24 protein-coding genes are annotated in these 24941 nt (G+C 67.4%); 15 read left to right on the top strand and 9 right to left on the bottom strand.

Annotated features, from left to right (window positions below):
* Positions 1–12 precede the first annotated feature (12 nt).
* From RS901_RS02310 to cobA, 5 genes are read left to right on the top strand one after another with little or no spacing between them, the layout of a single operon-like run.
* Positions 13–597 carry a DUF934 domain-containing protein gene (locus tag RS901_RS02310; RefSeq protein ID WP_316151274.1) on the top strand — a complete coding sequence of 195 codons (585 nt, stop codon included), beginning with the start codon at positions 13–15 and terminating at the stop codon, positions 595–597.
* Complete coding sequence (locus RS901_RS02305; RefSeq protein WP_316151272.1) at positions 594–1397, top strand: phosphoadenylyl-sulfate reductase; 804 nt, start codon at positions 594–596, stop codon at positions 1395–1397. Before RS901_RS02310 ends, RS901_RS02305 begins: the two co-directional genes overlap by 4 nt.
* 14 nt (positions 1398–1411) lie before the next feature.
* Positions 1412–2389 (top strand): sulfate adenylyltransferase subunit CysD, encoded by a 978-nt coding sequence (gene cysD / locus RS901_RS02300; RefSeq protein WP_410054146.1) that lies wholly within the window; start codon positions 1412–1414, stop codon positions 2387–2389.
* A gap of 26 nt (positions 2390–2415) precedes the next feature.
* Positions 2416–3720 (top strand): sulfate adenylyltransferase subunit 1, encoded by a 1305-nt coding sequence (locus tag RS901_RS02295; RefSeq protein ID WP_316151270.1) that lies wholly within the window; start codon positions 2416–2418, stop codon positions 3718–3720.
* A gap of 27 nt (positions 3721–3747) precedes the next feature.
* Entirely contained in the window at positions 3748–4548 is an 801-nt protein-coding gene (cobA, locus tag RS901_RS02290; protein WP_316151267.1) for a uroporphyrinogen-III C-methyltransferase, read from the top strand.
* An 81-nt stretch (positions 4549–4629) separates the two neighbouring features.
* On the opposite strand, the gene RS901_RS02285 is transcribed toward cobA, so the two are convergent.
* Genes RS901_RS02285 through lptF form a run of 3 tightly spaced genes read right to left on the bottom strand, consistent with a single transcriptional unit; the run spans position 4630 to position 7326 of the window.
* The gene (locus RS901_RS02285) at positions 4630–5022 is read right to left on the bottom strand and encodes a sirohydrochlorin chelatase (protein WP_010814940.1); all 393 of its coding nucleotides are present in this window, start codon (positions 5020–5022) and stop codon (positions 4630–4632) included.
* Positions 5023–5035: 13 nt separating this feature from the next.
* Positions 5036–6202: an LPS export ABC transporter permease LptG gene (gene lptG, locus RS901_RS02280; protein ID WP_316151266.1), complete on the bottom strand. Its 1167-nt coding sequence runs from the start codon at positions 6200–6202 to the stop codon at positions 5036–5038.
* Complete coding sequence (gene lptF / locus RS901_RS02275; protein ID WP_316151264.1) at positions 6199–7326, bottom strand: LPS export ABC transporter permease LptF; 1128 nt, start codon at positions 7324–7326, stop codon at positions 6199–6201. The genes lptG and lptF overlap by 4 nt, the downstream gene beginning before the upstream one ends.
* A gap of 187 nt (positions 7327–7513) precedes the next feature.
* Between lptF and RS901_RS02270 the strand changes: the two genes are divergently transcribed.
* The 3 genes from RS901_RS02270 to RS901_RS02260 are packed head-to-tail and all read left to right on the top strand — an operon-like array spanning position 7514 to position 10003.
* On the top strand, positions 7514–9052 hold the full coding sequence (locus RS901_RS02270; protein WP_316151262.1) for a leucyl aminopeptidase: 1539 nt from the start codon (positions 7514–7516) through the stop codon (positions 9050–9052).
* 34 nt (positions 9053–9086) lie between these two features.
* Positions 9087–9521, top strand: coding sequence for a DNA polymerase III subunit chi (locus RS901_RS02265; protein ID WP_010814936.1), 435 nt, complete (start codon positions 9087–9089; stop codon positions 9519–9521).
* The gene (locus RS901_RS02260; RefSeq protein ID WP_316151256.1) at positions 9518–10003 is read left to right on the top strand and encodes a hypothetical protein; all 486 of its coding nucleotides are present in this window, start codon (positions 9518–9520) and stop codon (positions 10001–10003) included. Before RS901_RS02265 ends, RS901_RS02260 begins: the two co-directional genes overlap by 4 nt.
* 76 nt (positions 10004–10079) lie before the next feature.
* Here RS901_RS02260 and ilvD read toward each other — a convergent pair whose 3' ends face one another.
* Positions 10080–11753, bottom strand: a complete 1674-nt coding sequence (gene ilvD / locus RS901_RS02255; RefSeq protein WP_316151255.1) for a dihydroxy-acid dehydratase — start codon at positions 11751–11753, stop codon at positions 10080–10082.
* A 169-nt stretch (positions 11754–11922) separates the two neighbouring features.
* Between ilvD and RS901_RS02250 the strand changes: the two genes are divergently transcribed.
* Together RS901_RS02250 and lgt are read left to right on the top strand one after the other, a co-directional pair.
* Positions 11923–12867 (top strand): LysR family transcriptional regulator, encoded by a 945-nt coding sequence (locus RS901_RS02250; protein ID WP_316151253.1) that lies wholly within the window; start codon positions 11923–11925, stop codon positions 12865–12867.
* Positions 12868–12938: 71 nt separating this feature from the next.
* Positions 12939–13757 (top strand): prolipoprotein diacylglyceryl transferase, encoded by an 819-nt coding sequence (gene lgt, locus RS901_RS02245; RefSeq protein WP_114132875.1) that lies wholly within the window; start codon positions 12939–12941, stop codon positions 13755–13757.
* Between the two features lie 16 nt (positions 13758–13773).
* Here the strand turns inward: lgt and RS901_RS02240 are convergent, their stop codons facing one another.
* Both RS901_RS02240 and RS901_RS02235 read right to left on the bottom strand, forming a co-directional pair.
* A complete protein-coding gene (locus tag RS901_RS02240; RefSeq protein ID WP_316151252.1) occupies positions 13774–14793 on the bottom strand; it encodes a M48 family metallopeptidase in 1020 nt (339 codons plus the stop codon).
* Between the two features lie 29 nt (positions 14794–14822).
* Complete coding sequence (locus RS901_RS02235) at positions 14823–15917, bottom strand: YjgN family protein (RefSeq protein WP_316151251.1); 1095 nt, start codon at positions 15915–15917, stop codon at positions 14823–14825.
* Between the two features lie 814 nt (positions 15918–16731).
* Between RS901_RS02235 and RS901_RS02230 the strand changes: the two genes are divergently transcribed.
* The 5 genes from RS901_RS02230 (at position 16732) to RS901_RS02210 (ending at position 22610) form a co-directional block, all read left to right on the top strand.
* Complete coding sequence (locus RS901_RS02230) at positions 16732–17451, top strand: GntR family transcriptional regulator (RefSeq protein ID WP_316151250.1); 720 nt, start codon at positions 16732–16734, stop codon at positions 17449–17451.
* Positions 17452–17519: 68 nt separating this feature from the next.
* Entirely contained in the window at positions 17520–18995 is a 1476-nt protein-coding gene (locus RS901_RS02225) for a malonyl-CoA decarboxylase domain-containing protein (protein WP_316151249.1), read from the top strand.
* Between the two features lie 147 nt (positions 18996–19142).
* Entirely contained in the window at positions 19143–20156 is a 1014-nt protein-coding gene (locus RS901_RS02220; RefSeq protein ID WP_316151248.1) for a tripartite tricarboxylate transporter substrate binding protein, read from the top strand.
* Positions 20157–20200: 44 nt separating this feature from the next.
* Positions 20201–20983 (top strand): enoyl-CoA hydratase/isomerase family protein, encoded by a 783-nt coding sequence (locus tag RS901_RS02215; protein WP_316151247.1) that lies wholly within the window; start codon positions 20201–20203, stop codon positions 20981–20983.
* A gap of 73 nt (positions 20984–21056) precedes the next feature.
* Positions 21057–22610: a malonyl-CoA synthase gene (locus RS901_RS02210; RefSeq protein WP_316151245.1), complete on the top strand. Its 1554-nt coding sequence runs from the start codon at positions 21057–21059 to the stop codon at positions 22608–22610.
* 48 nt (positions 22611–22658) lie between these two features.
* Here RS901_RS02210 and RS901_RS02205 read toward each other — a convergent pair whose 3' ends face one another.
* From RS901_RS02205 to RS901_RS02195, 3 genes are all read right to left on the bottom strand, one after another.
* Positions 22659–23357, bottom strand: coding sequence for an SIMPL domain-containing protein (locus tag RS901_RS02205; protein ID WP_316151244.1), 699 nt, complete (start codon positions 23355–23357; stop codon positions 22659–22661).
* 115 nt (positions 23358–23472) lie between these two features.
* Complete coding sequence (locus RS901_RS02200) at positions 23473–24297, bottom strand: sulfite exporter TauE/SafE family protein (RefSeq protein ID WP_316151241.1); 825 nt, start codon at positions 24295–24297, stop codon at positions 23473–23475.
* 52 nt (positions 24298–24349) lie between these two features.
* Positions 24350–24832 carry an EVE domain-containing protein gene (locus tag RS901_RS02195; RefSeq protein ID WP_013957809.1) on the bottom strand — a complete coding sequence of 161 codons (483 nt, stop codon included), beginning with the start codon at positions 24830–24832 and terminating at the stop codon, positions 24350–24352.
* Between the last annotated feature and the right edge of the window lie 109 nt (positions 24833–24941).

Here is a 24941-nt window from a genome sequence, read left to right as displayed (position 1 = left end):
CGGAGACTGAACATGGCAAAGATCATTCAACTGCAACAGGACGGCGCTACCGTCGCCCCCGTCATCGTCGATGACGCCTGGACCGTGCTGCGCGGCACCGCCGAGCAGCCGCTGACCGACGAGCAGATCGCCGCGGCCGTGCAAAGCCAGGACGCGGTGCTGTTCCCGCTGTCGGTGTTCAAGGCCAACGAAGCGCTGCTGGCCGGCCGCGACGCGGTCCGCACCGGCGTGTGGCTGGCCCCGGAAGACGAGCCGGGCGATGCCGAGGCGTACTTCGCGCGCGTGGCGCTGGTGGCGGTGGACTTCCCGGTGTTCCGCGATGGCCGCGGCTTTTCCACGGCCTACCTGCTGCGCACCCGCTACCACTGGAAGGGCCAGCTGCGCGCCATCGGCGACGTGCTGCGCGACCAGCTCAACTTCATGAGGCGCTGCGGCTTCGATGCCTTCGCGGTGCGCGCCGACAAGAACATCGACGACGCCATCAAGGGCTTCACCGAGTTCACCGTGACCTACCAGGCTTCGGTGGATGAGCCGCTGCCGCTGTTCCGCCGCGCGCGCACCGAAGGTGGTGCCGTGCAGTCGAAGGAAACGGCATGAGCACGGTGCTGAGCGAAATCGCGGTGGTCGAAGCCGGCGCGGTGTCGGGACTGCGGCCGCCCGCGCTGTGGGTGGCGCCGGAATACACCGGCAGCATCGAAGCGCTGGCGCAGAAGGAACGCGAACTGGGCGAGCGCCTGGCCGGCATCGCCGCGCGCTTCTTCCGCGCGCGCTTTGCCTCGAGCCTGGCGGCCGAGGACATGGTGCTGACCGATGCGATCCTGCGCGGCACCGAAGCCGTGCGCGCCGGCATCCGCGTGTTCACGCTGCAGACCGGGCGCCTGCACGCCGAGACGCTGGCGGTGCTGGATAAGGTGCAGTCGCACTACGGCTACAGCATCGAGCAGTTCACGCCGGACGCCGAGGCCGTTGAGAACTACCTGAACAAGAATGGCCTGAACGGCTTCTACGACAGCATCGACCTGCGCAAGGAATGCTGCGGCATCCGCAAGGTCGAGCCGCTCAACCGCGCGTTGTCGCACGCCGACGCCTGGATGACCGGCCAGCGCCGCGAGCAGGCCGTGACGCGCGCCGAGCTGCCGTTCGAGGAAATGGACGAGGCCCGCGGCATCCCCAAATTCAACCCGCTGGCGGACTGGAGCGAGGCCGAAGTGTGGGCCTACCTGAAGCGCCACAGCGTGCCCATCAACGACCTGCACGCCAAGGGCTACCCGAGCATCGGCTGCGAGCCGTGTACGCGTGCCGTGCGCGCGGGCGAGGATGTCCGTGCGGGACGTTGGTGGTGGGAGAGCAAGGACTCGAAAGAGTGCGGGCTTCACGAACAGAACATCAAGCATTGAGGCCGGGTACAAAAATGGGCATCATGAACGACATCGCAGAAGCAGGGTTGACGCAAACGAGCAGCGTGGCGCACCTGTTGCAAGTACAGAACGATCACCTCGACCGCCTGGAGGCGGAGTCGATCTACATCATCCGCGAGGTGGTGGCCGAGTGCCGCAACCCGGCGCTGCTGTTCTCGGGCGGCAAGGACTCGATCGTGATGCTGCACCTGGCGCTGAAGGCGTTCCGCCTTGGCGACCGCAAGATCGAGCTGCCGTTCCCGCTCGTGCATATTGACACCGGCCACAACTATCCGGAAGTGATCGCCTTCCGCGACCAGCGCGTGGCTGAGTTGGGCGCACGCCTGGTGGTGGGCCATGTCGAGGACTCGATCAAGCGCGGCACCGTGCGCCTGCGCAAGGAAACCGATTCGCGCAACGCGGCCCAGGCCGTGACGCTGCTGGAAACCATCGGCGAGCACCAGTTCGACGCGCTGATGGGCGGTGCCCGCCGCGACGAAGAGAAGGCCCGCGCCAAGGAGCGCATCTTCTCGTTCCGCGACGAGTTCGGCCAGTGGGACCCGAAGGCCCAGCGCCCCGAGCTGTGGAGCCTGTACAACGCCCGCATGGCGCAGGGCGAGCAGATGCGCGTGTTCCCGATCTCGAACTGGACCGAGCTGGACGTGTGGCAGTACATCGCCCGCGAGAAGCTGGCGCTGCCGCCGATCTACTATTCGCACCAGCGCGAAGTGGTGCGCAAGAACGGCCTGCTGGTGCCGGTCACGCCGATCACGCCCAAGCAGGACGGCGACGTCAGCGAAGTGCTGTCGGTGCGCTTCCGTACCGTCGGCGACATCAGCTGCACCTGCCCGGTGGCCAGCGTTGCCGATTCGCCGGAAGCGATCATCGCCGAGACCGCGGTGACCGAGATCACCGAGCGCGGCGCCACCCGCATGGACGACCAGACCAGCGAAGCCTCGATGGAACGCCGGAAGAAAGAAGGCTACTTCTGATCCCGGACGCAGCAAAGGAATTCAACATGACTCACCAAGCAACTCATCAAGGCCTGCTGCGCTTCATCACCGCGGGCTCCGTCGACGACGGCAAGAGCACGCTGATCGGCCGCCTGCTGTATGACAGCAAGGCCGTGCTGTCCGACCAGCTGACCGCGCTGGCCAACGCCAAGAACAAGCGTACCGCCGGCGAGCAGATCGACTTCTCGCTGCTGACCGACGGCCTGGAAGCCGAGCGCGAGCAGGGCATCACCATCGACGTGGCCTACCGCTACTTCTCGACCGCGCGCCGCAAGTTCATCATCGCCGATACCCCGGGCCACGAGCAGTACACCCGCAATATGGTCACCGGCGCCTCGACCGCGGACGCGGCCATCGTGCTGGTCGATGCCACCCGCGTCACCGTCACCAACGGCCGTGCCGAGCTGCTGGCGCAGACCAAGCGCCACTCGGCGATCCTGAAGCTGCTGGAGATCCGGCACGTGATCGTGGCCATCAACAAGATGGACCTGGTCGACTACAGCGAACAGCGCTTCAACGAGATCCGCACTGCCTACACTGAACTGGCCGCCCAGCTCGGCCTGAAGGACGTGCGCTACGTGCCGGTGTCGGCGCTGCGCGGCGACAACATCGTGCACGAGAGCGATGCCATGGCCTGGTACCAGGGCGAGCCGCTGCTGCCGCTGCTGGAAGAACTGCCGGTGGAAGAAGCCGCGCCCGAGGATGACGCCGCGCTGCGTTTCCCGGTGCAGCTGGTGATCCGCCAGGACGGTTCGCAGTCGGACGACTTCCGCGGCTATGCGGGCCGCATCGAAGCCGGCACCGTGCGCGTGGGCCAGAAGCTGCGCGTGCTGCCCGCCAACCGCGAGGCCGTGGTGGCCGAAGTGCTGACGCCCAACGGCGCCGCCGAATCCGCCAATGTCGGCGACACGGTCACCGTGCGCCTGTCCGAGGACGTCGATGTATCACGCGGTGACATGTTCGTCGCCGCCGATGCCGCCACTGCGCCGGCCAAGAAGCTGCAGGCCGACCTGTGCTGGTTCGACGACGAATCGCTGAACCCGGCGCGCAAGTACGTGCTCAAGCACACCACGGCCAGCGTGTTCGCGCGCGTGTCGGCGGTGGACCGCGTGCTGGACGTGCACACCCTGTCGCACGAGACCGGCCGTCACGATATCCGCCTGAACGACATCGGTTCGGTGCAGATCTCGCTGCTGAAGCCGATTGTGTGCGATGCCTATGGCGATAACCCGGCAACGGGCGCCTTCGTGCTGATCGACGAAGCGACCAACCACACGGTGGCCGCGGGCATGATCCGTGCGTTCTCCTGATCGGTAACGACGGGAAAGGGACCGGATATGAACAAGCAGGCGCAGAAGACTTACGGCAAGGTGTTCCTCATCGGGGCAGGCCCCGGTGCGGCAGACCTCATTACGGTGCGTGGTGCACGGCTTTTGGGCGAAGCCCAGGTGGTGCTGCACGATGCACTGGTAGCGCCGGAGATGCTGGCCTGGTGTCCGCAGGCCGAGCTGGTCGAGGTGGGCAAGCGCTGCGGGCAGCGTTCCACCGCGCAGCTGTTCATCAACCGGCAGATCGTCGATCTGGCCAGCAAGTACGAACGCGTGGTGCGCCTGAAGGGTGGCGATCCGATGCTGTTCGGGCGTGCCGACGAGGAGCTGCAGGCGCTGGAAGCGGCTGGCGTCGAGTATGAAGTGGTGCCTGGCATCACTGCGGCGCTGGCGGCCGCTTCGGCGATCGGCAAGCCGCTGACCAAGCGGGGTGTGTCGCGCAGCGTGGCGTTTGCCACGCAGGCGAAGGCTGCGGATGGCGAGGGCTCGGCCGATATCGAAGCCGCGGTCAAGGCCGATACGCTGGTCTACTACATGGGCCGCGACCAGGCGGCGTCGATTGCCGCGCAGCTGATCGCGCATGGCAAGCCGGCGTCCACGCCGGCGTGGGTGGTGGAAGCCGCCAGCACGCCGCGGCAGCGTAGTCGTGAATTCACGCTGGGCCGGATGGCGGCGGGCGAGGCCGCTGCCTGGATCGATCCGGTGCAGCCGAGCCTGCTGATGATCGGGGCGGCGCTGGCTGCGCGGGCTACCGAAACGCCGCGCGAAGGCGTGGACGAAACCGTCGTGCAGGCGCCGCGCGCTGCCTGACCGCGCTCCGCGCCACTAGAAAAAAAGCCCTGTACCGGCATGCCGGTACAGGGCTTTTGTCATCGGGGACCACGTTTCTGCTCAGGGCTGGCCGCTTGCAGGCATTGAGGCAACGCAGTACGCCGCCATCGCATCCAGCACCGCATCGGCCTCGCCTGCTGCCGTCGCGCAATGGATGCGCAGCCCGGGATGCGCTTGCCGGCATTGATCGAGCAAGGCCGGCAGGTCGCGCCGCAGGTGGCCGCCCTGGCCCAGGAACACCGGCACCACGGTGGCGTCGGACACGCCGCGCGCTGCCAGGTCGGCGAGCGCGTCGGGCAGCGCGGGCGTCATCAGCTCCAGGAACGCCAGCCGCACCTCGCACCCGGGCAGGGCAGCGGCCACTTTTTGCTGCAGGCGGTCGAACGGCTCGCGCCAGCGCGCATCGCGCGCGCCATGAGCAAACAGGACCAGGGCCCGGGTGGGTGCGGTCATGGCAGCCCGTCCCTCAATGCCGATCCACCCACCGCAGCGCCAGCAGCGCCACCATCAGGTAGAGCGTGCCTGGCACCAGCGCCGAGATAATCGGCGGCCACGTATGCAGCAGCCCCACGTGCGAGAACAGCGTGTTCGACAAGTGGAACGACAGCCCCAGCATGATGCCCCCGAACACCTTCACGCCGACCGCTCCGGCACGCGCGTGCAGGTAGGCGAAGGGCAGGGCCAGCGCCACCATCACGAACAGCGTCAGCGGGTAGATCACCTTCTTCCAGAAGGCGATCTCATAGCGCTGCGTGTCCTGCTTGTTGTCGCGCAGGTGGCGGATATAGCGGAACAGGTCCAGCGTCGACATCCGCTCAGGCGTCACCAGCAGCACCGACAGGATCTGCGGCGTCAGCTCGGAATGCATGGTCACGCGCGGGAACTTGATCTGCTCGGCGCGGAAGTCCGGGGCCAGCGCATCGCGTGCCGGCTTCGCCCCCTGTGCCGCGGGCGCCAGCTCGATGAAGCGGGTCTCGTTGACGCCCTGCAGTTCCCACAACTGGCCACCCTGGTAGCGCCCCTCCTGCGCCACGCGGATCACGCGCAGGCGGTATTGCGGGTCGAACTCGTACATGGTGATGCCGGTGATGGTCTGGTCCGGCCGCAACCCCGCCACGTTGACGAAGCGGGTGATCTCGCCGCCGCCGGTGGCGCCATCCTTGTCGCGGTCCTTGACCCAGACGCCCGAACGGAAGCCCGACGACACGGTTGTGCCGATTGCCTCGAGCTTGATCTTCTGCGCGTACTGCTCGGCGCGGGGGCCAATGAATTCGCCGAAGATAAAGGTCACGATGGCCAGCGGCACCGCCAGCTTGAACAGCGAGAACAGCGCCTGGCGCGTGTTCAGGCCGGCCACGCGGAAGATGGTGTACTCGGACTGGCTGGCCAGCTGCGAGAACACGTAGATCGCGCTGATCAGCACCGCGATCGGCAGCACTTCATACACCCGCGTGGGCGCCTGCAGCAGGACGTGGAACAGCGCGATCAGCGAGGTGTACTGGCCGCTGACGCTCTCCAGCTCACTGAGCATGTCGAAGAACACGAACAGCGACAGCACCGCGAACAGGATGAAGGCGAACACGCCATAGACCAGGCGGCCGAAATAGCGTTCATAGACGCGCAGGATCCTCATGCCTGGCCTCCAGTGGCCGCGGCGGCGCGCCTGCGCAGGCCGAACACGGCCCGCCAGCCGCCCAGGCTGCGGTTCTGGCGGTAGCGGAACAGCAGCAGCGCCCCCACGAACACCACCAGGTGGATCGGCCACCACGCCAGCCAGAACGGGATCGCGCCCGAGCGCACCCAGGACTGCGACAGGTTGATCAGGTTGCTGTAGGTCAGGTAGATCAGCACCGCGAACACCAGCGGCGTGTAGCGGCCCAGGCGCGGGTTCACGTAGGCCAGCGGGATCGCGATCATGACGAAGTTGAAGGCCAGGATCGGCAGCGAGATGCGCCACACCAGCTCGCCCAGGTTTTCACGCGTGGGGTTGCGGATCAGGTCGATGGTGTCGCGGCTCTTGGGCGGCTGGTCGGCCACGGATTCGGGTGGCTTGTTGTCCACCTTGACCGCGTAGCGTTCGAATTCAACGATGCGGTAGTCGATCTGGCCGGGCGTGCCCGAGTAGCGGCGGCCGTTTTCCATCACCACCAGGCGGTCGCCGTTGGGCATGGTCTCGAACTTGCCCTGGTGCGCCAGCGCCACGCCGATCTTGTCGGCCTCGGAGTTGGCGACGAAGACATTGCGCGCATACTTCATGTCGGCATCCATGCCCTCGATGAACAGCACGTAGTTGGCCTTGGCCGGCTCGATAAAGCGCCCCGCGGCAATCATCGACATCACGCCGCGCTGCTCGAAGCGGTCGCGGAACAGCGCGCTCTGCTGGTTGGCCCAAGGCCAGGCAAACATGCCCAGCAGCAGCGCCAGCACGACGAAGGGTGCCGCGAACTGCAGCACCGGCTTGACCAGGTCGCGCAGCGAGATGCCGGCCGAGAACCACACCACCATCTCCGAGTCCTTGTACCAGCGCGTCAGCACGATCAGGGTGGAAATGAAGAGCGTGGCCGACAGCAGGATCGACAGGTAGCCGATGGTGGCCAGGCCGATCAGCATCAGCACGTCGTTGGGGCTGGCCTTGCCGTTGGCGGCCATCCCCAGGATGCGGATCACGAGCGACGTGAGCATGAAGGTCAGCATCACCAGGAACACCGCCCCGGCGGTGTAGGCAAGCTCGCGTCGCAGGGCTTGTTGAAGGATCATGCGGGTTCGGTTCCGGGCTGCCGGCCGGAGCGGGCGATGTGCCGTGCGAGGTGCCTGGCAGAACAGCTGGCTGGCAGCACATCATGCTGTCAGCGTGGCCGGGGCGTATCAGCGGCGGCAGGTCGCGGGATAAAAATCGCGGATAATGGAGGCTTTCGTGTCTAACAAGCCCCTGGAAGGAAGCGCGATGGAATTTAGCACAAAAGCCTTGGATTGGAGCAAAGCCGGCCAAAATGGTTTCCTGGCGACCAAGACCGACTGCCTGGTGGTCGGCCTGTTCGAAGGCCAGAACCTGGCCGGGGTGGCCAAGGCACTGGATGTGGCCACCAAGGGCTTGGTAGGGCGGCTGGTCAAGCAGGGCGACTTCGAGGGCAAGCGCGGCACCCAGCTGATGCTGCATGAGGTGGCCGGCGTGGGCGCCGCGCGCGTGCTGCTGGTGGGGCTGGGCAAGGAAGCCGATTTCAGCGACAAGGCCTTTGCCGACGCGGTCCGCACCGCCGTGCGTGCCTTGTCGTCCACGCGTTCGGCCTCGGCCCTGTGGTGCCTGGCGCAACAGGCGCCGCAGCAGCGCGATGTCGCCTGGGGCGTGATCACCACCATCACGCTGGTGCGCGAATCCGGCTATCGCCTGCTGGAGCGCCATCCGGGCCTGAAGCGCGCCAATGCCAACGGCAAGCTCAACGGCAACGACAAGTCCTCGCTGCGCAAGGTCGTGATCGCGGTCGACAGCGGCGATGCCCGCGCCGCGACCCAGGCCGTGGTGCGCGGCACCGCCATCGCCAACGGCATGGAGCTGACGCGCGACCTGGGCAACCTGCCGTCCAATATCTGCACGCCGACCTACCTGGCCAATACCGCCCGCGGCATTGCCAAGCGCCACAAGCTCAAGGCCGAGGTGCTGGGCCGCAAGCAGATCGAGGCCCTGAACATGGGGGCCTTCCTGGCCGTGACCAAGGGCAGCGATGAGCCGCCGCAGTTCATCGTGCTGCGCTACGACGGCGCCGGCGCCAAGCAGGCCCCGGTGGTGCTGGTGGGCAAGGGCATCACCTTCGATACCGGCGGCATCTCGCTCAAGCCGGGCGAGGGCATGGACGAGATGAAGTACGACATGTGCGGCGCCGCCTCGGTGCTGGGCTCGATCCAGGCCGTGGCCGAGATGGGCCTGAAGCTCAACGTCATCGCCGTGGTGCCGACCTGCGAGAACATGCCCAGCGGCATCGCCACCAAGCCGGGCGACGTGGTCACCAGCATGTCCGGCCAGACCATCGAGATCCTGAACACCGACGCCGAAGGCCGCCTGATCCTGTGCGACGCGCTGACCTATGTAGAGCGCTTCAAGCCGGCCGCGGTGATCGACGTGGCCACGCTGACGGGTGCCTGCATCATCGCGCTCGGCCACGTCAACAGCGGCCTGTACGCGCGCTCCGACACGCTTGCCGATGCCCTGCTGCAGGCCGGCCGCCGTGCCATGGACACCGCCTGGCGCATGCCGCTGGACGATGAGTACCAGGACCAGCTCAAGTCCAACTTTGCCGACATGGGCAATATCGGCGGCCGCCCGGCCGGCAGCGTGACGGCGGCGTGTTTCCTGTCGCGCTTTGCCGAGAAGTACGACTGGGCCCACCTGGACATCGCCGGCACCGCCTGGAAGAGCGGCGCGGCCAAGGGGGCCACCGGCCGCCCGGTGCCGCTGCTGACGCAGTTCCTGATGGACCGCGCGGCCTGATGGCGGCGGCAGGCAACACAGGCAGCAAGGGTCCATGACGCGCATCGATTTCCACAGCAACGTGCCGGACGTGCTCGGCTATGTCTGCCGGCTGGTCCGCAAGGCCTACGGCGCCGGGCAGAAGGTGGTGATCCACGGGGCGCCGGCGCAGCTGGCGGACCTGGATGCGCGCCTGTGGACCTTCTCCGCGCTGGACTTCCTGCCGCATTGCGGGCTGGAAAGCCCCAATGCGGCGGTCACGCCGATCCTGCTGGCCGCCACCACCGAAGGCGTGCCGCACCACCAGTTGCTGATCAACCTGGCAGACCAGGCCCCGGCGCAGTTTGCCAGCTTCGAACGGCTGATCGAGGTGGTGGGCGCGGGCGATGCCGCGCGCGAGGCCGGCCGCCAGCGCTACCGTTTCTACCGCGAACGCGGCTATCCGCTGACGCACCACGACATCGGCCAGCCCAAGGGAGACGCCGCATGAGCGAACGCACCACCTCGCGGGTGATCCCGCGGCTCGATCCGAACGACAGCATCCCGCTGCTGACCGAGGTGTTCGAACTGCCGGATGCAGGGGCAGCGGCGCCGGCTGCCGCTTCGCAGGAGGGCGTGATCGATACCTTCGGCATGGCCGATTCGGGCCTGGTCATGCATGTCGGCGATACCGGCGACGCCGTGGCGGACGAGGGCGCCGCGCCGGCATCGGCGATGCCGGCAGACACCGGCGCCCCGGGCGAGGACGACCTGCGCGCCGTACGCACCGAGTTGCTGACGCGCGTGATGATGCGCTTTCGCACCGAATGGCCGCAGGTCGTGGCGGCCCATACCGAAGCCACGCTGCAGTCGCGGCTGGCGCCGCTGACAGCGCAACTGGCCAGCGAGCTGACGCAGTCGCTGGAGGCGCGGCTGGTGGAATGGCTGGATGCGACGCTGGAGGAGATCGAGAAGACGCCGGGCGGGGATTAAGCCCGGGCGAGTCCTGACGGCAACCGACAAAAAAGCCTGCGATCTCTCGCAGGCTTTTTCATGGTCCGGACCCGGATCAGTCCGTCACCGCACCCTTGCTCGCCGTCGACGCCAGCTTCGAGAATTTCGCCAGCACGCCACGGGTATAGCGCGGTGCCGGCTGCTTCCAGCCGGCACCGCGCCTGGCCAGTTCTTCGTCCGGCACGTTCAGCTGCAGCAGCAGCTTGTGTGCGTCGATGGTGATCGAGTCGCCTTCCTGCACCAGCGCGATGGTGCCGCCCACATACGCTTCCGGCGCGACGTGGCCGACCACCATGCCCCAGGTGCCGCCCGAGAAGCGCCCGTCGGTGATAAAGCCGACCGACTCGCCCAGGCCCTTGCCGATGATGGCCGAGGTCGGGGCCAGCATTTCGGGCATGCCGGGGCCGCCCTTGGGGCCCAGGTAGCGCAGCACCAGGATGTCGCCGGCGTTGATCTTGTCGGCCAGGATGGCTTCCATCGCGCTTTGCTCGTCCTCGAACACGCGCGCCGGGCCGGTGATGACCGGGTTCTTCAGGCCGGTGATCTTGGCGACCGCGCCTTCTTCGGCCAGGTTGCCCTTCAGGATGGCCAGGTGGCCCTCCTTGTACAGCGCCTTCTCGATCGGCAGGATCACGTCCTGGTCGGCGCGCGGGGTGTCGGGCACGTTTTCCAGCTCTTCAGCCAGCGTGCGGCCGGTGATGGTCAGGCAGTCGCCGTGCAGCATGCCGGCCTTGAGCAGGATCTTCATGACCTGCGGAATGCCGCCGGCCTGGTGGAGGTCGGTCGCCACATACTGGCCCGATGGCTTCAGGTTGCAGATCACCGGCACCTTGCGGCGGATGCGCTCGAAGTCGTCGATGGTCCATTCCACTTCAGCGGCGTGGGCGATGGCCAGGTAGTGCAGCACGGCGTTGGTCGAGCCGCCCGTGGCCATGATCAGCGCCACGGCGTTCTCGATCGACTTGCGCGTGATGATGTCGCGCGGCTTGATGTCCTGCTTGACGGCTTCCACCAGCACGCGCGCCGATTCGGCTGCGCTGTCGACCTTTTCCTGGTCGGGGTTGGCCATGGTCGACGAATACAAGAGCGACATGCCCAGCGCCTCGAACGACGAGCTCATGGTGTTGGCGGTGTACATGCCGCCGCACGACCCGGTCGACGGGCAGGCGTTCTTCTCCACGCCTTCGAAGTCTTCCTGGCTCATGCGCCCGGCGGTGAATTCGCCCACGGCCTCGAACGACGACACGATGGTCAGGTCCTTGCCCTTCCAGTTGCCCGGCTTGATGGTGCCGCCGTAGACGTAGATGCCCGGCACGTTGGTGCGCGCCAGCGCGATCATGCCGCCCGGCATGTTCTTGTCGCAGCCGCCGATCACGACCACGCCGTCCATCCACTGGCCCTGCGCGGCGGTCTCGATGCAGTCGGCGATGACCTCGCGCGAGATCAGCGAGTACTTCATGCCCTCGGTGCCCATCGACATGCCGTCCGAGATGGTCGGGGTGCCGAACACCTGCGGGTTGGCGCCGGACGCCTTGATGGCGTCGATGGCGGCATCGGCCAGGCGCTGCAGGCCGGCGTTGCAGGGGGTGATGGTCGAGTGGCCGTTGGCGATGCCCACCATCGGCTTGTCGAAGTCTTCCTTCTGGTAGCCGAGTGCGTAGTACATCGAACGGTTGGGCGAACGCGCCACGCCTTGCGTGATGTTCTGCGAGCGTTTGTTGAATGCCATGGTGGGGAATCTCCGGGGGATCTTCAGTGCCGCTCCGCGCTGCGCCCGAAGGCCTGGCTGCACGAACGCACGGCGGCGATGTTGTGGACCAAAGAATGACGCTTGCGTTTTGGAGTGTCAAATATATTATTTGACCTTTATTGAGTCGAAAAACATATCAGGAGGGCGTTTGGACCTGCGTCAGTTGCGTTACTTCGTCACAGTGGCGGAAGAGTTGCATTTCGGCCGCGCGGCAGGGCGCCTGTCGATGACGCAGCCGCCCTTGTCGCAGCAGATCCAGGCGCTGGAAGAGGAAATCGGCGTGCAACTGTTCGCGCGCACGCGGCGCTCGGTGGCGCTGACACCGGCCGGCCAGCAGTGGCTGCCCGAGGTGCGGCGCGTGCTGGCCGATGCCGCGGCGCTGCCCGGGCTGGCGCAGCGGCTGGCGCGCGGCGAGGTGGGGTCGCTGTCGCTGGCCTTTGTCAGCACCGCCGACTACGGCATCCTGCCCGACCTGCTGCGGCGCTTTCGCGCCCGCCACCCGGAGGTGCAGCTGCAGCTGCGCGAGGCCACCAGCGACGTGCAGCTCGAGGCGCTGATGGAGGGCGCGATCGATGCCGGCCTGGTGATCCGCCCGCAGCTGCCGGCCATGCCGCACGGGCTGGCCTACCTGCCGCTGGTGAGCGAGCCGCTGGTGCTGGCCGTGCCCGACGGCTGGCGGCCCGCGGGCGGGGGGCTGGCGGGCGACAATACGGTCTCGCTGCGCGAGGCGGCCCATGAACCGCTGATCATCTTCCCGCGCCGAAGCGCGCCGGCATTTTATGACATCATTACGGGCTACTATGCGCGCGAGGGCCTGGTGCCCGTGATTGCGCAGGAAGCCATCCAGATGCAGACCATCGTCAGCCTGGTGTCGGCGGGCATGGGCGTGGCGCTGGTGCCGGCGTCGCTGTGCAACCTTCGCCGCACCGGGGTGTCGTACCTGGCGCTGCGCGAGACCGGCCCGCAGATCGAGACCGGGCTGGTCTGGCGCGACGGCGCGTCCGCCGGCGTGGCGCCGGTGCTGCGCTCGTTCATCGATATTGCGGCCGCGCTCGCGCAAGAAGCGGGCGCAGCCGGGCCCGCCCCTCGCTGACACGTCACCAATGTCACCGAGGCCACTGACAATACGCAGGCCGCGGCCTTTAAACCTCCATTCACGCCAACATGCTGATTCATCCCCAGTTCGACCCGGTTGCCATCCACCTGGGCCCGCTTGCCATCCGCTGGTACGGGCTGATGTACCTGGCCGGGTTCATCATGTTCCTGGGCTTCGGGCGCCTGCGCATCCGCCAGCCGCATATCGCGGCCAAGGGCTGGACCACGCGCGACCTGGACGACATGCTGTTCTTCGGCGTGCTGGGCGTGATCCTGGGCGGGCGGCTGGGCTATGTGCTGTTCTACAAGCCGTCGTACTACCTGGCCCATCCGCTCGAGATCCTCAAGGTGTGGGAAGGCGGCATGGCCTTCCATGGCGGCTTCCTGGGCGTGATCGTGGCGATGTGGCTGTTCGGCAAACTGCGCCGGCGCCACTGGATGGAGGTGACCGACTTCATCGCGCCGATGATCCCGTGCGGGCTGGCCGCAGGGCGCATCGGCAACTTCATCAACGGTGAGCTGTGGGGCCGCGCCACCGACCTGCCGTGGGGCATGATCTTCCCGCAGGCGGGCGACAACATCCCGCGCCATCCGTCGCAGCTGTACCAGTTTGCAGGCGAGGGCGTGGCGCTGTTCATCATCCTGTGGCTGTTCGCGCGCAAGCCGCGGCCGATGGGCGCGGTGTCGGGGGTATTCCTGATCGGCTATGGGGCCTTCCGCTTTGCCGCGGAATTCGCGCGCGAGCCCGACAACTTCCTGGGCCTGCTGGCGCTGAAGCTGTCGATGGGCCAGTGGCTGAGCCTGCCGATGATCCTGGCCGGCATCGCCATGGTGGTCTGGGCCTACCGGCGCCAGCCCGGCGCCGGCGCATCGCAGCCGGTGGCCTGAGTTCCTCCGGTCCGCGCTATTTGCCGGCGCGGCGCAAGGCGTCGATGCGCGCCTGCGTTTGCGGGTGGGTCGACATGAAGTCCTGGCCGCGTTCCGGTTCGGCGTCCGACGCCGCACCGCGCCGGTGGTCCAGTCTGACCAGCACATCGGCCAGCGCCGCGGGCGGCAGGCCGTTGCGCTGCATCACCTCGATGGCAAAGGCATCGGCCTCGCGCTCATGGTCGCGTGAATAGCGCAGCGTCAGGATCGCGGCCGGCACCCCGGCCAGCACCGTCGAGATATCCCCGAACAGGTAGGCCGACAGCGCGGCCAGCGCCGACCCCTGGATCACCTGCTGCAAGCCGTGCCGGTTGGCGACATGGCCGGCTTCGTGGGCCAGCACGCCCATCATGCCGGGACCGGTGCCGGCCAGGCTGACCAGCTCGTCGGTGACCACGATGGTGCCGCCCGGCAGCGCCAGCGCATTGGCGCCGATCTCGCCGCCCTGGCGGAACAGGATCTGGTAATCGTGGCCGGCATCGCGCGGCCGCTTCAGCGCCGCGAAGGCCGAGCGGATGCGTTGCTGCTCCGCGGGCGGCAGCTGCGTTGGCTTGACCATGCCATTGTCCAGGCTCGCCAGCGTCAGCTTGCCGAGATGGGCCTCCACCTCGGGCGGCACCGCGCGCGCCATCATGCTGGCACCCCACGGCAGCAGCACGTAATAGCCCAGCACCAGCACCGCCACCAGCGCCGCCACGGCCAGGCCGGCCAGGCGCCAGCTGTTCTGCGCGCGCGCCACCAGGCTGTCGCGATGGCCGGTCGCGGCCAGCATGTGGTCGAAGGCGGCGTGGTCGGCGATCTCGCAGAAGGCACCGTCGGCAAAGGTGACCAGCCGCGGCGCGCGGCGCACGCGCTCGGACACGCGCACGTCCGACAGCGGCGCGCGCCGCAGCTCGGCGCCGGAGTCGTCGCGCAGCACGGCCTGCTGCGCTTCAACGGCCAGCGTGGCCGGATGCGCGCGCGACGAGCGGCCGTCGAAGAAGGTGACTGGGATCATGGTGCGGGCCGGGTCAGCGCACGGCGTGCTCAGAGCGCGATGTCGATGTCGTACCAGTCTACCGCCGCATCGCCCAGCGCACCCACTTGCTGCGCCTCGCCGGCCACGAAGGTGTCGAGCGGGCCCGCCGCCAGCATGGTTACGCATTCGAGCCGGTAGCGCGCCGAACGCACCCGCGCGAACGGCAGGTACAGGCCCAGCGTCAGCGCGATGGCGATCAGGTTGGTGACGAAAATAAAGACCATGCGGCCGGCCCCCACCTCGCTGCGGAACGCATGCGGCGTCAGCGTGGTGTGGCTCCACACGACATTCTGCAAGCGCGCCATCACGTAAGGGCTGACGGCCAGCAGCGCCAGGTAGAAACCGCCCACGCCGATGCTGAAAGACAGCACCATGCCCGCCTTTCCCGACGCGGTCGCGCCCAGCGCGAATCCGGCCAGCGCCGCGGCCGCCACCAGCGCGACCATCATGCCGAAGGCACGCAGGTAGACGCCGTAGAAATCGCCCGCGCCGGCATGGAAGGCAAACGGTGCGGTGCCGAAGCGGGTGTGGTTGTGCTGGTAGCGCTTGAAGCGCTGGTGCGCCAGCGGCCCCAGCAGGCCCAGCGTGGCCACTGCGGCGAGCGGCCACAGCACGAACACCTTGTAGGCATCGGCATCGCCGCCGGTGAAGGCAAAGCGCAGGCCGCGGTAGCTGGAGTTGGCCATGCGGAAACGCAACGAGCGCACCAGCAACAGGGGGAACACCGCCAGCAGCGCCACCAGCATCGCCAGCGCAAGGAAGGGCGAGACCGTCGAGGCGAACTGGAAGGCGAACACCAGCGCGAACACGATGGCACGGCCCTTCAGGATCGCGGACGGCTTGCCGTGGTAGTCAAAACTCGCGCCGTCGAGCCGCGTGTTGCGATAGAAATACTGCAGCGTGCGCACCTTGGCCCAGGCCGAATAGATGCCGAAGGTGACGATGGTCAGCAGTGCATTGACGATCCAGATACGGAAGTACTCCGAACCCGATCCGGTAAAGGACAGGCCCAGCGGCCGCGGCACGGCGTAGCGCGGCTCGGCAGGCGCCGGCGCTTCGTTTGCCGGCGTGCCGGCCAGGGTGAAATCGCTGCCAGCTTGCATGGCGGAGCTCCAGTGTGTGTGGAAAGCGACAGTCAGGATTGCGGCCTTGCCCGCAGTTTCAGGAATGCAACCACTTTAGATCGGGCATTTGCGGCGATGCGCTCACATTCTCGCACTGATAAATAGCGACCACGGCACAATCTGCATATGCCATTGCCGCCAGGCGGGCAGGCGCATAAGAAAATGTGGGAAAACCCTCGTAACACTGTAGAAACATCCTGTTACACTAGACGTATTCTGTAACAACTTCCGAATGCGTGTTGCCAATGAAATCAGGGACTTAGTCCAGCTGGCACGTAAATCGCTATCTTGATTGTTACAAAGATGAGCGGCAAGCCACAGCCGCCAACGGAAGTGCCAGGGAGGGAGTGACGGCTGAGAGGCCACACTTGCCGGCACTTCACGTACAGCCAGGGCGACGGGAAAATCCGCGCGTCAAGCGCGTTTCAAAGGGGGGCGCAGGGCCAGCGCCGGCAATCCATGGACCCACGCGGTGGATACTTTTGAAAGTACCCGCCGACGATGAAAAGCAGTGCTGCAGTATTTTCAGGCGCGGGCGTTTCCTTGCAGGGAGGCATGGAAACGCCCGCCGCACCTCATACCCGACCCCACGCCGCACCCCACAGACCGCACCTCGCCGGTCAACCACCAGACACCAATCGCTCCGGCTTGTTTGCGGTGCAGCATCGAAATCCCTTGTATCGTTCGCGTCCTAATCCATAATTATGAATTATGGCTTGCGGGGCGCATCTGCCCTGACCATGCCAGATCGTGACCGGGACGCATCGGTCACGCCATCCGACCCGGGGGAAGCATGCGCATCGTCCAGCAGGCGTTGTACCTGGAAGTGGCAGACCGGCTGCGCGCCATGATCGACGCGCATACGCTGGTGCCCGGCGCATGGATCGACGAGAGCGCGATGGCCGAAACGCTGGGCATCTCGCGCACGCCATTGCGCGAGGCGCTCAAGGTGCTGGCCGCCGAAGGCCTGGTGCGGCTGGAGCCGCGCCGCGGCTGCTTCGTCAATGAACTGTCCGAGCAGGACCTGGACGAGATCTTCCCGCTGATGGCACTGCTGGAAGGGCGCTGCGCCTATGAGGCGGCGCGCAACGCCACGCGCGCCGACCTGGACGCGCTGGACGGCCTGCATGCCGACCTGGCGCGCTACGCGCAGTCAGGTGACATCGATGCCTATTACGAAACCAACTTCCAGATCCACGAATCGATCCAGCGGCTGGCCGGCAACCGCTGGCTGTCGGGCCTGATCAGCGACCTGCGCAAGGTGCTGCGGCTGTCGCGCCACAAGAGCCTGAAGCTGCCGGGCCGGATCCAGGAATCCTGTGCCGAGCACCTGTCCGTGTTCGCCGCGCTCAAGGCCCGCGACCCCGAAGGCGCCGAGGCGATGATGAAGACCCATCTGCTGCGCCAGCGCGCGGCGCTCAAGACGCTGGATGCCGGTGCCACCGCCGGGGCGGCCGAGGCCCAGGCCGTGCGCGCGCCGCCGGTGCTGCGCGTGGCCGGCGGCGAAGAGTAGCCGCGGCGCCGCGACCCCAGTCCGATGTTTTTCCTACGTTCCGATCGATGTATCAAGGCAGGTACCGCATGAATTCCTTCGACACGGGTGACCAGAAGATCAGTGCGCCGCTGGGCGAAAGCGAGCCGGCAGGTTCCAAGTTCCTGTCGCGGCTGGGCCGCTGGTGGGGGCGCAAGGGCGAGGGCGATGCCAAGGCCGGCCCCAAGGCCGCCGCTGCCACGCCGGCCGACGGCGAGGTGCCGCTGCCGCCGCGCGCGGTGCGCCGCCAGCGCGAGCAACTGCGGCTTTGCTTCGACGCGCGCCTGACCGATGGCGCCGCCAATGCCGCCGCGCAGGCGTGGCAGGCCGAGTATGAAGCCGCCGGCGAGGCCACCCGGCGCGGCATGCTGGCGGTGCTGGCCGAAGTCGCCAGCAGCGGCGGCGGCAAGGGCAGTGAAGACGCCGGGGCCGACGGCGACAAGGGCGCGCGCGCCGCCCGCGCGCAGGCCGCGCCTTCGGGCCTGGCCCAGGCCCTGTCCAATGCGCGCATCCGCTTCTTCAAGCGGCTGGCCGCGCTGCATGGCCAGCGCGGCAACAGCGCCTGCGGCCTGCACTTCCTGATCCAGCTGCGCGCCGACATGCTGCGCTGGCAGCGCCGCATGCCAGGCCTGCGCCCGCTTGACGAAGACCTCGAGGCGCTGTTCTCCAACTGGTTCGACGTGGGCCTGCTGGAGCTGCAGCCGATCACCTGGGATTCGCCGGCATCGCTGCTGGAAAAGCTGATCCGCTACGAGGCCGTGCATGAGATCGCCTCGTGGACCGACCTGCGCAACCGCCTCGATTCCGACCGCCGCTGCTATGCGTTCTTCCACCCGCGCATCCCGCGCGAGCCGCTGATCTTTGTCGAGGTGGCATTCGCGCCGGAGATGGCGGCCAATGTCCATACATTGCTGGATGAGGCCGCGCCGCTGGAAGACCTGCGCCGCGTCAAGTGGGCCATTTTCTATTCGATCAGCAACACGCAGGCGGGCCTGCGCGGCGTGAGCTTCGGCAACTTCCTGCTCAAGCGCGTGATCGAGGAGGTCCAGCGTGAATTTCCAAAAGTGAATCAGTTTGCCACGCTCTCGCCGATCCCCGGGTTTGCCGACTGGCTGCGCAAGCAGGATGGCGATGCCGTTGCGCGCGTGCTGGGCGACAAGCGCCTGGCGCGCTGGAGCGAGCGCCACGGCAAGGCGCCCGCGGACGGCGCCGGGTGGCTGGAGGCGCTGGTGCCGGACGCCGCCGATACCATGATTCGCGATACCGCCATGACCCTGGCCGCGCATTTCCTGGTGCGCGAACGCAGCCAGTCGATGCCGGCAGACCCGGTGGCGCGCTTCCACCTGGGCAACGGGGCCTGTGTGGAGCGGCTGAACTGGGGCGCCGACCTGTCGCGCAAAGGCCGCAGCCAGAGCTGCGGCATGATGGTCAACTATCTTTACGTGCCCGAGGCGCTGGATGACAATCTGGCACGCCTGGGCGCCGGCAACCCGCGCATCAGCCGTAGCGTCGGGAAGCTGCTGTGACCCTGGTCCGGTCACGGCACAGGCCCTGGTACCCGCGGCGCCCGACGCGCCGCATTTCTTTGTCGGGACCCATGCAGTAGCTTCACGCCGCGGCAGTGTCGCGCGGCCATCAGATTGACTTTCCGCAGAAGAGAGAGGAGACAACAAATGAATCGTCGTCAGTTCAGCCTGGCCGCGTGCGCGCGGGCAACGGGCATGGCCCTGGGCCTGGCCGGCCTCGGCGCCGGCGCAATGCTCGCCGCGCCCGCCGCGCATGCCGACACCTGGCCGTCCAAGCCCGTCACCGTGATCGTGCCGTTTCCCGCCGGCGGTGGCACAGACGCCTTTGCACGGCCGCTGACCGCGCAGTTGTCCAAGCAGCTCGGCAAGCAGTTCGTGATCGACAACCGCGGCGGCGCCGGCGGCACGGTCGGCGCCAGCATTGCGGCCAAGGCCGCGCCGGACGGCTACACGGTGTTCATCGGCGGCGCGCACCACGCGATTGCGCCGTCGTTCTACAAGAAGCTGGACTACGACATCGAGAAGGACTTCATCCCGGTCACGGTGATCGCGCAGCCGCCGCAAGTGGTGGTGGTCAATCCCAACCGCGTCAAGGCCAACACGCTGCAGGAGCTGATTGCCTACGCCAAGGCCAATCCCGGCAAGCTGAACTACGGTTCTGCCGGCAACGGCTCGTCGCACCACCTGGCGGGCGAGCTGTTCAAGCTCCAGACCAAGGCCTTCATCACCCACATCCCCTACAAGGGTGCGGGCCCGGCGCTGTCCGACCTGATCGCGGGCCAGGTCGATCTGATGTTCGACGGCCTGGGCTCGTCGGCGCAGCATATCCGCGCGGGCCGCATCAAGGCGCTGGCGGTGGCATCGAGCAAGCGCTCGGCGGCGTTCCCCAACGTGCCGACCGCGGCCGAGGCGGGCGTGCCCAACTATGACGTGTCGACCTGGTACGCGTTGTGGGTGCCCAAGGGCACGCCCAAGGAGATCGTCGACCGCCTGTACGCAGAGACCGAGAAGGCGCTGAACACGCCTGAGCTCAAGCAGGTCTGGCTTAACAACGGCTCCGAGACGCCGGCGTTTACGCAGGAACAGTTCGCGCAGTTCCTGCACGCCGAGATTCGCCGCTGGGCGCAGGTGGTGCAGCAGTCCGGCGCCAAGATCGACTGACGGGGCGCCATGTCAACGCTGATCCGATGCAAGGGGGCGCGGCGATGAGCGGCACCGTATTGTTTGCCACGCAGGGCACCACTGCCACCGTGACGCTGTCGCACGCGGGCAAGCTCAACGCCATTTCCGCGCAGATGTGGCGCGAGCTGGCGGCGGGCTTTGTGCGCCTGTCCGCCGATATCTCGCTGCGCTGCGTGGTGGTGCGTGGTGCCGACGGCAACTTTGCCGCGGGCGCCGACATTGCCGAGTTCCCGGCAGAGCGCGCCGACGAGGCTGCGGTGCGCCGCTATCACATGGCTACCATCGCGCCGGCACTGGCGGCGGTGGCGCAATGCACGCACCCCACCGTGGCCATGATCGAAGGCGTATGCGTGGGCGGCGGGCTGGAAATCGCCAGCCACTGCGACCTGCGCATCGCCGCCTCGGACAGCCGCTTCGGCGTGCCGATCAACCGCCTGGGCTTCCCGATGGCGCCCGGCGAGCTGCAGGGCCTGCTGGCGCTGGCGGGGCGCGCCGCCGCGCTGGAGATCCTGCTGGAAGGCCGGGTCTTCGACGCCGCCGAGGCGCGCGACAAAGGGCTGCTGACGCGCGTGGTCGAACCCGGCGCGCTGGCCGCGGAGGTCGACGCTACGGTGCGCCGCATTGCCGCCGGCGCGCCCGTCGCCGCCCGCATTAACAAGGCCACCATCCGCCGGCTGGCGCCGCTGCCGGCACCGCTGTCGCCCGCCGAGCTGGACGCGCATTTTGCCTACGCCGCAGGCGCGGACCACGCGGAAGGGGTGGCCGCATTCCTCGCGCGCCGGCCACCGCAGTTCCGTGGGGAGTAGGGCACGCCGCCAGGACTGCTTCCACACGCGATTGTTTTCTTCGTTTTCCTTTGCCTTTCGTTCGATCCCCGACATGAACGCCAACCTGTTCGCCCTGTTCGAATCCCGCTTCCCCGCCGACCGCTCCGCCTGCTGCATCGAGACCCATGACGGGCTGTACTACAGCTGGGACGACCTTGACCGCGCCACCGCCAAGCTGGCCAACCTGCTGGCCTCGCTACAGCTGCCCGAAGGCGCTCGCGTGGCGGTGCAGGTGGAGAAGTCCCCCGAAGCGCTGTTCCTGTACCTGGCCACGCTGCGCGCCGGCTACGTCTACCTGCCGCTGAACACCGCCTACCAGGAGGCAGAGATCGACTACTTCGTCGGCAATGCCGAGCCGTCGGTGGTGGTGTGCAGCAGCAAGAATTTCGGCTGGGTGTCCAAGGTGGCGTTCCGCCACAGCGTCAACCACGTCTTCACGCTGGACGACGACCGCAGCGGCTCGCTGCTGTCGCGTGCCGCGGGCAAGTCAGATGCCTTCGAGACGGTCGCACGCCAGGATGACGACCTTGCCGCCATTCTCTACACCTCCGGCACCACCGGCCGCAGCAAGGGCGCGATGCTGACGCATCGCAACCTGGCTTCCAATGCGCAGACACTGCATGAATTCTGGGGCTGGCGCAGCGACGACGTGCTGCTGCACATGCTGCCGATCTTCCACGTGCACGGCCTGTTCGTGGCTTCGCACGGCGCGCTGCTGGCCGGCGCCAAGATGATCTGGGCGCCCAGGCTGGACATGGCGCAGGTGCTGAAATTCCTGCCGCGCTGCACGGTGATGATGGGCGTGCCGACCTACTACGTGCGCATGCTGCAGGAGCCGCGCTTCGACGACGACACCTGCCGCCGCATGCGGCTGTTCGTGTCCGGCTCGGCGCCGCTGCTGCTGGAGACCTTCGATGCCTTCCGCGAGCGCACCGGCCATACCATCCTGGAACGCTACGGCATGAGCGAGACCGTGATGCTGGTGTCCAACCCGTACGATGCCGCGCGGGGCGAGCGCATCGGCGGCACCGTCGGCATGCCGCTGCCGGGTGTGTCGGTGCGCGTGGTCGATGGTGAAGGCCAGCCGTGCGCGCCGGGCGAGATCGGCAATGTCGAGGTCCAGGGCCCGAACGTGTTCAAGGGCTACTGGCGCATGCCGGAGAAGACCAGGGAAGAGTTCACGGAGGACGGCTGGTTCAAGACTGGCGACGTCGGCCGCTTCGGCGGCGCCATTGTCAGCCAGGCCGGCGAGCGCGCGGTGCCAGACAACTACCTGAGCATCGTCGGGCGCAGCAAGGACCTGATCATCTCGGGCGGCTACAACGTCTACCCGAAGGAAATCGAGAGCTTCATCGACGAGATGCCGGGCGTGGCCGAGAGCGCCGTGATCGGCGTGCCGCACGCGGATTTCGGCGAGGCAGTGGTGGCGGTGGTGGTGCGCAAGCCGGGTGCGGAAATCGACGAAGCGGCGCTGATCGGCACGCTCAAGGGCCGCATCGCCAACTTCAAGGTGCCCAAGCGCGTGCACGTGGTGGACGAGCTGCCGCGCAATACCATGGGCAAGGTGCAGAAGAACGTGCTGCGCGAGCAGTTCGCGGCGCTCTGAGCGCCGTGATGGCCAGCGCCCTGCGCGATCGCGCAGGGCGCGGCTGTCTTACTTCAGCATCTGCACGGAGCCGTTGACCGACACCGTCACCTGCGTCTTGCCGCCCTCAACCGGCACCGGCACCGCAGCGTCGGCCATCATCGCCTTGGCAGCACCGTACATGCGCGGCATCGGCGGCACCACGCCGGTTTCATTCAGGCTGACTTCGCGGATGGTGTAGCTGTTGTAGCCGAACAGCTTGGTGGTCGACTGCGCCTTGCTGCGGAACGAGGCGATGGCCTGCTCAGCCAGCTTGGCCTCGGCCGCCTCGCGCGCTTCGCGCGACAGCGAGAAGGCGATGTTCTGCACCTGCATCTGGCTGGCCAGCTCGCCAGCGAGCTTGGACACGGCCGAGAAATCACGCGACTTCAGGATGACTTCGGAACGCCCGCGCCAGGTGCTGATGCGGCCGTTGCGGTCGGTGTTCGGGTGGATGGTGAAGCCGCCCGACTCGGCAGTCACGCCCTGGACGCGGCGCGCCTGCGTGATGACGGCCTGCGTCCGGGTCGACAGGCCCGAGGAAATCGCGGCCGGTTCCGCGCCTTCCTGCTCCGCGGCAAGCGTCAGGTGCACGATATCGGTCGGCACTTCGGTGACGGCCTGCGCGCTCAGCGACAGTACGCCCGACGGCGTTTCAGTGGGGCCACCGTGCGCCGAGGCGACGATGGCGGTGGTGCCCAGCAGGGTGGCGGCAAGCCATTGTTTCATGTTGTTCTCCCGTTCAAACGTGATGGGTATCAGACGTGCCCGGGTGTCCGATCGTTCCGCGACATTGCAAACGATTGTTGCGAAGCCGGCGCGGGCGCGCCTCCCCCGTCCGGGGTCAGAATGCCCGCCAGGCCTTCCACAACATATAGCTTGCCAGGCACAGCAGCAGCACGGCAAAGACCTTGCGCAGCTGGCCCACATCCATCCGGTGCGCGGTGCGCGCGCCCAGCGGCGCGGTCATCACGCTGGCCGCTGCGATCACCAGCAGGGCCGGCAGGTAGAGATAGCCGAGCGATCCCGCCGGCAGCCCCGGCGTCTGCCAGCCGCTCCAGACATAGCCGGCCACGCTGGCCGCGGCGATCGGGAAGCCGAGCGCGGCCGAGGTGGCCACCGCGTTGTGGATCGGCACGTTGCACCAGGTCATGAACGGCACCGAGACAAAGGCGCCGCCCGCGCCCACCAGGCTGGACAGGAAGCCGATCACGCCGCCCGCACCCGCCATGCCGGCAAAGCCGGGCAGCTGCCGGCCGGGCTTGGGGCGGCGGTTGCGCAGCATCTGCAGCGCGGAAAACCCGACGAAGCCGGCAAAGGCCAGCGACAGCCAGCTGGTCTTGAGCGCCGCGAACACCTTGCCGCCGCCGATCATGCCGCCGAGCACGATGCCCGGCGCCAGCGCCAGCACGATCGGCCAGCGCACCGCGCCGCGCTGGTGGTGCGCGCGCACGGACGACAATGAGGTGAACAGGATGGTGCCCATCGAGGTGGCGATCGCCATATGGACGATGGCCTCGTCGGCAAAGCCCAGGCTGGTGAACAGCAGCGTCAGGAAAGGCACCATCATCATGCCGCCGCCGACGCCGAGCAGCCCGGCACAGAAGCCGGTGAATGCGCCCAGGGCAAGCAGGGCAGGAACCAGCACCGGCAGGTTGTCGAACTGCATCGTGTCTTCAGGGTTGTTGTGATCAGCCTGGTCCGGGCTGGCCGGGCAGGGTTCAGCGCATCAGCTTGCCGGTGATGAAGCGCCATTCGGCCGGCGTCACCGGCGTGATCGACAGCCGGTTGCCGCGACGTAGCACCACCATGTCGGCCAGTTCCTCATGCTCGCGCAACGCGGCCAGCGGGATCAGCGCGCTCTTGCGCTCGAAGCGCACGTCGACCAGCAGCCAGCGCGGGGCGTCGGCCTTGGAGGCGGCATCGTAGTACGGGCTCTTGCGGTCGAACTGGGTGGGGTCGGGGTAGGGTACTGAGCAGACCTCGGCCAGGCCGGCAATGCCGGGCTCCGGACACGACGAGTGGTAGAACAGCACGCCGTCGCCGATCTGCATGGTGTCGCGCATGAAGTTGCGCGCCTGATAGTTGCGCACGCCGGTCCAGGGCAGCGTGCCTTCGCGGGCCAGGTCGTCGATGCTGGCTTCATCCGGTTCTGATTTCATCAGCCAGTACTGGCGGGCGCGTTGGTTCTGGTTCGGGCTCACGGCGCAGCTCAGGAATGGAAGGCAGATCAGGGCGCCGCGTGCACAGGGTGTGCACGCGGACGCGCAGGCAAGAAAAAAGGCGATGGTTCAGAAAACCACCGCCTTTTTA

The sequence above is a fragment of the Cupriavidus sp. BIC8F genome (assembly GCF_032465815.1).
Taxonomy (GTDB): domain Bacteria; phylum Pseudomonadota; class Gammaproteobacteria; order Burkholderiales; family Burkholderiaceae; genus Cupriavidus; species Cupriavidus necator.
Note: the sequence above shows the minus strand (reverse complement) of the source record. Positions and strands in the feature narration are given on the sequence as shown.

What these genes read in the sequence shown, in the direction of transcription:
- RS901_RS02310 (WP_316151274.1), top strand. Translation starts at nt 13, where the DNA reads ATGGCAAAGATCATTCAACTGCAACAGGACGGCGCTACCGTCGCCCCC.
- RS901_RS02305 (WP_316151272.1), top strand. Translation starts at nt 594, where the DNA reads ATGAGCACGGTGCTGAGCGAAATCGCGGTGGTCGAAGCCGGCGCGGTG.
- cysD (WP_410054146.1), top strand. Translation starts at nt 1,412, where the DNA reads ATGGGCATCATGAACGACATCGCAGAAGCAGGGTTGACGCAAACGAGC.
- RS901_RS02295 (WP_316151270.1), top strand. Translation starts at nt 2,416, where the DNA reads ATGACTCACCAAGCAACTCATCAAGGCCTGCTGCGCTTCATCACCGCG.
- cobA (WP_316151267.1), top strand. Translation starts at nt 3,748, where the DNA reads ATGAACAAGCAGGCGCAGAAGACTTACGGCAAGGTGTTCCTCATCGGG.
- RS901_RS02285 (WP_010814940.1), bottom strand. Translation starts at nt 5,022, where the DNA reads ATGACCGCACCCACCCGGGCCCTGGTCCTGTTTGCTCATGGCGCGCGC.
- lptG (WP_316151266.1), bottom strand. Translation starts at nt 6,202, where the DNA reads ATGAGGATCCTGCGCGTCTATGAACGCTATTTCGGCCGCCTGGTCTAT.
- lptF (WP_316151264.1), bottom strand. Translation starts at nt 7,326, where the DNA reads ATGATCCTTCAACAAGCCCTGCGACGCGAGCTTGCCTACACCGCCGGG.
- RS901_RS02270 (WP_316151262.1), top strand. Translation starts at nt 7,514, where the DNA reads ATGGAATTTAGCACAAAAGCCTTGGATTGGAGCAAAGCCGGCCAAAAT.
- RS901_RS02265 (WP_010814936.1), top strand. Translation starts at nt 9,087, where the DNA reads ATGACGCGCATCGATTTCCACAGCAACGTGCCGGACGTGCTCGGCTAT.
- RS901_RS02260 (WP_316151256.1), top strand. Translation starts at nt 9,518, where the DNA reads ATGAGCGAACGCACCACCTCGCGGGTGATCCCGCGGCTCGATCCGAAC.
- ilvD (WP_316151255.1), bottom strand. Translation starts at nt 11,753, where the DNA reads ATGGCATTCAACAAACGCTCGCAGAACATCACGCAAGGCGTGGCGCGT.
- lgt (WP_114132875.1), top strand. Translation starts at nt 12,939, where the DNA reads ATGCTGATTCATCCCCAGTTCGACCCGGTTGCCATCCACCTGGGCCCG.
- RS901_RS02240 (WP_316151252.1), bottom strand. Translation starts at nt 14,793, where the DNA reads ATGATCCCAGTCACCTTCTTCGACGGCCGCTCGTCGCGCGCGCATCCG.
- RS901_RS02235 (WP_316151251.1), bottom strand. Translation starts at nt 15,917, where the DNA reads ATGCAAGCTGGCAGCGATTTCACCCTGGCCGGCACGCCGGCAAACGAA.
- RS901_RS02230 (WP_316151250.1), top strand. Translation starts at nt 16,732, where the DNA reads ATGCGCATCGTCCAGCAGGCGTTGTACCTGGAAGTGGCAGACCGGCTG.
- RS901_RS02225 (WP_316151249.1), top strand. Translation starts at nt 17,520, where the DNA reads ATGAATTCCTTCGACACGGGTGACCAGAAGATCAGTGCGCCGCTGGGC.
- RS901_RS02220 (WP_316151248.1), top strand. Translation starts at nt 19,143, where the DNA reads ATGAATCGTCGTCAGTTCAGCCTGGCCGCGTGCGCGCGGGCAACGGGC.
- RS901_RS02215 (WP_316151247.1), top strand. Translation starts at nt 20,201, where the DNA reads ATGAGCGGCACCGTATTGTTTGCCACGCAGGGCACCACTGCCACCGTG.
- RS901_RS02210 (WP_316151245.1), top strand. Translation starts at nt 21,057, where the DNA reads ATGAACGCCAACCTGTTCGCCCTGTTCGAATCCCGCTTCCCCGCCGAC.
- RS901_RS02205 (WP_316151244.1), bottom strand. Translation starts at nt 23,357, where the DNA reads ATGAAACAATGGCTTGCCGCCACCCTGCTGGGCACCACCGCCATCGTC.
- RS901_RS02200 (WP_316151241.1), bottom strand. Translation starts at nt 24,297, where the DNA reads ATGCAGTTCGACAACCTGCCGGTGCTGGTTCCTGCCCTGCTTGCCCTG.